This is a genomic window from Hansschlegelia beijingensis (assembly GCF_045505405.1).
GTDB lineage: Bacteria > Pseudomonadota > Alphaproteobacteria > Rhizobiales > Methylopilaceae > Methylopila > Methylopila beijingensis_A.
The window spans coordinates 1-4,906 of record NZ_JBJKEX010000226.1 but is presented as its reverse complement, the minus strand read 5'-3'; the positions used below and the strand labels follow the sequence as shown (position 1 = coordinate 4,906).

The window sequence follows — 4,906 nt, the reverse complement described above, 5'->3', positions numbered from 1 at the left end:
TGCGGGCGGCCGACCTTCCGGCCCGCACGCTGGAGCGGCCGGACTCGCTGATCCTGCTGCGCGACCAGTTCCGCCTTGTGGAGGCGGCCGCGCGGCTGATCGGAGACGACGCGTTGCCGGCCCGGCTTGCGACCGAGGCCGGCGTGCAGGGTCTCGGCCCCTACGCCGATCACCTCATGTCCTTCCCGGATCTCGGGGCCGGGATCGTCCGCGCCTATCTCGACTATGGCCGCCTGCTGCAGGCGGCGACGCAGATGGAGCTTCAGGTGCGGCAGGGCCAGGCGGTCTGGTCCTACCGGGTGACCGCGCCGCTCAAGACCGGGCGCCAGAAAAACGAGCTTCTGGCGCTCGGCTACATGCTCAGCATCATCCGGAGCTTCGCCGGCGCGTCCTGGACGCCGGACCGGGTCGAGGTTCCGGGGGCGCTTCAGGGAAGGGCGGCGGCGGAGGACGTCTTCGGGGCCGAGATCGCCCCGGGGCCGCGGGCGGCGGTGATCTTTCCCGCCGCGCTGCTCGACTGTGCGACGCCCACCGCGGCCGGAACGAAGCAGGGGGCCCCCGGAGCGCCCGTGCCGGAAGCGGACGACGTGAGCGGCGTCGCCAGGATCATGATCGGGATCGAGCGCGATCTCGGCCGTTTCGGACTGGCGGCGGTCGCGGCCCGCCTCGGGATGACGCCGCGCAGCCTGCAGAGGCTGATGTCACGGTCGGGCACGTCCTACGCGGCGCTCAGGGCGGAGGATCATCGGGACGCCGCCATCGAGCTGCTCGGCGCTGGCGGACTGTCGGTGACCGAGACCGCCGCCCGGCTTGGCTATGCCGACGTGGCGCATTTCTCCCGGGCGTTCCGACGCTGGACCGGGGCGACCCCGAGCCGGTGGCGAGAGCGACGGGGTTGAACGGCCTTCCGGCTCCTTCGGCTCAGAAACCCAGCACGCGGGCGATCTCGTCGGCCGCCATCGTGGGGGCGGTCTCGCCCGAGGCGACGGCGCGCTCCAGGGCGGGAAGCCGCTCGGCCAGCCGCGGATCCTCGGCGAGGCGCTCGCGGAAGCGCGCCTCCACCATTGTCCACATCCACCGCACCTGCTGGCGCTCGCGCCGGGCGCGGAGTTCGCCTGCCGCTTCCCGAGCGGCGCGGCAGGCCAGCACGCGCGACCAGAGCGTGTCGAGGTTCAGGTCGGCGCGGCCGGAAATCGTCAGCACCTCCGGCTCCCAGGCGCCGGACTGGGCGTCGAGGATCCGCAGCGCGGCCTTGTACTCGGCGGCGGCCGCCCGGGCCCCCGCGGCGCCGTCGCCGTCGGCCTTGTTCACGGCGATGATGTCGGCGATCTCCAGCACGCCCTTCTTGATGCCCTGCAGCTCGTCGCCGGCGCCCGGCAGCATCAGGACGAGGAAGACGTCCGTCATGTCCGCGACCGCGACCTCCGACTGGCCGATGCCGACGGTCTCCACCAGGATCACGTCGAAGCCGGCGGCTTCCGCGAGCAGCATCGACTCGCGCGTCTTGGCCGCGACGCCGCCCAGCGTGCCGGCGGAGGGCGAGGGCCGCACATAGGCGTTCGGGTCGAGCGCCAGCCGGTTCATGCGCGTCTTGTCGCCGAGGATCGAGCCGCCGGTCCGGGTCGAGGACGGGTCGACCGCAAGCACCGCCACCTTGTGGCCGGCCGCGGTGAGGCGAGAGCCGAGCGCGTCGATGGTGGTCGACTTGCCGACGCCCGGCACGCCGGTGATCCCGATCCGCATGGCCTTGCCGGTCTCGGGCAGCAGCGACTGCACCAGCGCGCGGGCGGCGGCCTGGTGGTCGGCCCGGCGGCTTTCGACCAGCGTGATCGCGCGGGCGAGCGCGGCGCGCTCCCCCGCGCGGATGCGCGCGGCGTAGTCGTCGACGTCGATGGCGGGCCTTTGGGGCGACACGCGGCAAACCTTTGGAGGAGGCGGGGGAGGGAGGCTAACGCGGCCGGAGAGGCCCGTTCACGGAAATTTCGTGAGCCGCCGTCCGAACTGTCATCAAGCCTTTAGCGTTCTCGGAGCATAAAGACGTTACAAAGTGTTTCAGCTCTCAGGGAGGGCGCCATGAACGCGGATCGCTTGGAAGGCCGGTATCGTCAGCTCAAGGGCCGGCTGCAGCAGATTTGGGGCCGGATGACCGGAGACCGCACGCTGACGCTGCGCGGCCGGGCCACCGAATTCGCCGGCGCGGCCCAGGCGAGCTTCGGCCGCGCGATGGACGCGGCCCGCCCCTTCGGCCTGCGTCGCCGGCTCGGGGTGTGAAGCTGCACGCCTAAAGCGCCGCTACTGCGGCGCCTCGAGCAGCATCTCGTGGGCGCGCTTGCGATAGGCGTCGCGCGCTTCGTCGGTCGCCACCTGAAATCCTTCGGTCGAGCGCCCGGAAGCCTCGAACAACTTGGTGTCCCAAAGCAGCGACGGCGGGTTCTCCGACCGGAACAGCTGCTTCGCCATCGCCTCGACCAGCTCGGGCGACGGCTCCTCGGGGGTGTCGTCGATATCGCTCATTCGGCCGCCTGAGCCTCCGTATAGCCGAGCCGCGCGCTGAGCAGCCGCATCAGCTCCTTGGCGGCCTCGGCCACCACCGTGCCGGGCGGGAAGATCAGGCTCGCGCCCGCATCCTTCAGCGCCGGATAATCGACCGGCGGGATCACGCCGCCGACCACGATCATGATGTCCTCGCGCCCCTCGGCGCGGAGCGCGTCGCGCAGCGCCGGCACAAGCGTCAGATGGCCGGCGGTCATGGTCGAGATGCCGACCACGTGCACGTCGTTCTCGATCGCCTGCCGCGCGGCCTCCTCTGGGGTGGCGAACAGCGGCCCGATGTCGACGTCGAAACCGAGGTCGGCGAAGGCCGAGGCGATGATCTTCTGGCCGCGGTCGTGGCCGTCCTGACCGACCTTGGCGACAAGGATGCGCGGCCGGCGCCCGTCGGCGCGTTCGAAAGCCGTCACCTGCGCCTGCACGTCCTCGATCGCGCCCATGGCGCGGGCCTCCCGCTTGTAGACGCCGGAGATCGAGCGGATCTCCGCCTTGTGCCGGCCGAACACCTTCTCCATCGCCTCGGTGATCTCGCCGACGGTGGCCTTGGCCCGCGCCGCCTCGATCGACAGCGCGAGCAGGTTGCCGTTTCCGCGCGCTCCGTTCTCGAGCGCGGTCAGCGCCGCCTCGACGGCCTTCGGGTCGCGCTCTTCGCGCAGGCGCTTGAGCTTGGCCTCCTGCGCGGCGCGCACCTCGGCGTTCTTGATCTGGCGGACGTCGAGCGTCTCGTTCTGCAGCACCTTGTACTTGTTGACGCCCACCACCGTCTGCTCGCCGGAGTCGATGCGCGCCTGCGTGGTGGCGGCGGCCTCCTCGATGCGCAGCTTCGGCACGCCGGCCTCGATCGCCTTGGCCATGCCGCCCAGCCGGTCGATCTCGGCGATGTGGGCGAGCGCCTTGGCGGCGAGGTCGTGCGTCAGGCGCTCCACATAGGCCGAGCCGCCCCACGGGTCGATGAAGCGCGTCGTGCCGCTCTCCATCTGCAGCACCAGCTGGGTGTTGCGGGCGATACGGGCGGAGAAGTCCGTCGGCAGCGCCAGCGCCTCGTCGAACGAGTTGGTGTGCAGCGACTGGGTGCCGCCCTGGGTGGCGGCGATCGCCTCGAGCGTTGTGCGGATAACGTTGTTGTAGACGTCCTGCGCCGTGAGCGACCAGCCGCTGGTCTGGCTGTGGGTCCTGAGAGGCAGCGACTTCGGGTTCTGGGCCCCGAGGTCGGTCATGAGCTTCGTCCAGATGAGGCGCGCGGCCCGCATCTTGGCGATCTCCATGAACACGTTCATGCCGATCGCCCAGAAGAACGACAGGCGCGGCGCGAAACGGTCGATGTCGAGCCCGGCCGCCATGCCGGCGCGGACGTATTCGGCGCCGTCGGCGAGCGTGTAGGCGAGCTCGAGGTCGGCCGTCGCTCCGGCCTCCTGCATGTGATAGCCGGAGATCGAGATCGAGTTGAACTTCGGCATGTGCTCGGACGTGTGCGCGAAGATGTCCGAGACGATCCGCATCGAGGGCTGCGGCGGGTAGATGTAGGTGTTGCGGACCATGAACTCCTTCAGAATGTCGTTCTGAATGGTCCCGGCCAGCTTCTCCTGCGGCACGCCCTGTTCTTCGCCCGCCACGATGAACAGCGCGAGGACCGGCAACACGGCCCCGTTCATCGTCATCGACACGGTCATCTTTTCGAGCGGGATGCCGTCGAACAGCGTGCGCATGTCGTAGATCGAGTCGATCGCGACGCCCGCCATGCCGACGTCGCCCGCGACCCGCGGATGGTCGCTGTCATAGCCGCGATGGGTCGCGAGGTCGAAGGCGACCGACACGCCGGTCTGCCCCGCCGCGAGGTTCGCGCGGTAGAAGGCGTTGGAGTCCTCGGCGGTGGAGAAGCCGGCATACTGCCGGATCGTCCAGGGCTGCGAGGCGTACATGGTCGGGTAGGGGCCGCGGATGAACGGCGCGAGCCCCGGCCAGGTGTCGAGGCCTTCGAGCCCGGCAAGATCGGCCTCGCCGTAGAGCGGCGCGACCGCGATGCCTTCCGGCGTGATCCAGGGCTCGGCGGCCGGCGCGGGCGGCGCGAGGTCCGGCCGGCGCCACTCGATCGCTGCGAAATCGGGAAGCTTCGCGGTCATGATGCCTCTCCGGCGCGCGCGTCCACGACCGAAGCGAGCTTCGACGCTTCCCGGAGAACGTCAAGCGCGTTGTCTCCGGCGGCGACGAAGCGGCCGACGCCCGCCTCCTGCAGTTCTGCGGCGTTCTTGGGACGGCCCGCGAGCCACACCGTCGCGCCCGCCTCGCGCAGCGCCGCCACGAAGGCCGCCGCCTGTTCGCCATAGGCGTCGTCGGCGCCGCACAGAAAAGCGAGCGG

The 4,906-nt window shown here is 70.7% G+C and carries 5 protein-coding genes and 1 pseudogene; 2 read left to right on the top strand and 4 right to left on the bottom strand.

What is annotated here, in order from left to right; translation table 11 throughout:
- Nucleotides 1-899 (top strand): AraC family transcriptional regulator (locus ACIKT0_RS12935; RefSeq protein WP_407105736.1); only part of this gene is annotated, 899 nt, incomplete at its 5' end.
- A gap of 22 nt (nt 900-921) precedes the next feature.
- Here the strand turns inward: ACIKT0_RS12935 and meaB are convergent.
- A complete protein-coding gene (gene meaB, locus ACIKT0_RS12930; protein ID WP_407105735.1) occupies nt 922-1,914 on the bottom strand; it encodes a methylmalonyl Co-A mutase-associated GTPase MeaB in 993 nt (330 codons plus the stop codon).
- A gap of 159 nt (nt 1,915-2,073) precedes the next feature.
- On the opposite strand from meaB, the gene ACIKT0_RS12925 reads away from it, so the two are divergent.
- Nucleotides 2,074-2,271 carry a CsbD family protein gene (locus tag ACIKT0_RS12925; RefSeq protein ID WP_407105734.1) on the top strand — a complete coding sequence of 66 codons (198 nt, stop codon included), beginning with the start codon at nt 2,074-2,076 and terminating at the stop codon, nt 2,269-2,271.
- Nucleotides 2,272-2,292: 21 nt separating this feature from the next.
- Here ACIKT0_RS12925 and ACIKT0_RS12920 read toward each other — a convergent pair whose 3' ends face one another.
- From ACIKT0_RS12920 to ACIKT0_RS12910, 3 genes and pseudogenes are all read right to left on the bottom strand, one after another.
- Entirely contained in the window at nt 2,293-2,514 is a 222-nt protein-coding gene (locus ACIKT0_RS12920) for a hypothetical protein (RefSeq protein WP_407105733.1), read from the bottom strand.
- A complete protein-coding gene (gene scpA, locus ACIKT0_RS12915) occupies nt 2,511-4,670 on the bottom strand; it encodes a methylmalonyl-CoA mutase (RefSeq protein WP_407105732.1) in 2,160 nt (719 codons plus the stop codon). The genes ACIKT0_RS12920 and scpA overlap by 4 nt, the downstream gene beginning before the upstream one ends.
- Nucleotides 4,667-4,906: pseudogene (locus ACIKT0_RS12910) on the bottom strand (methylmalonyl-CoA mutase family protein); the annotation flags it as partial. The pseudogene ACIKT0_RS12910 and the gene scpA, both read right to left, overlap by 4 nt.

Excerpts from the sequence above, each read along its gene's own strand:
- ACIKT0_RS12920 (WP_407105733.1), bottom strand. The coding sequence starts at position 2,514 with ATGAGCGATATCGACGACACCCCCGAGGAGCCGTCGCCCGAGCTGGTC.
- scpA (WP_407105732.1), bottom strand. The coding sequence starts at position 4,670 with ATGACCGCGAAGCTTCCCGATTTCGCAGCGATCGAGTGGCGCCGGCCG.
- ACIKT0_RS12925 (WP_407105734.1), top strand. The coding sequence starts at position 2,074 with ATGAACGCGGATCGCTTGGAAGGCCGGTATCGTCAGCTCAAGGGCCGG.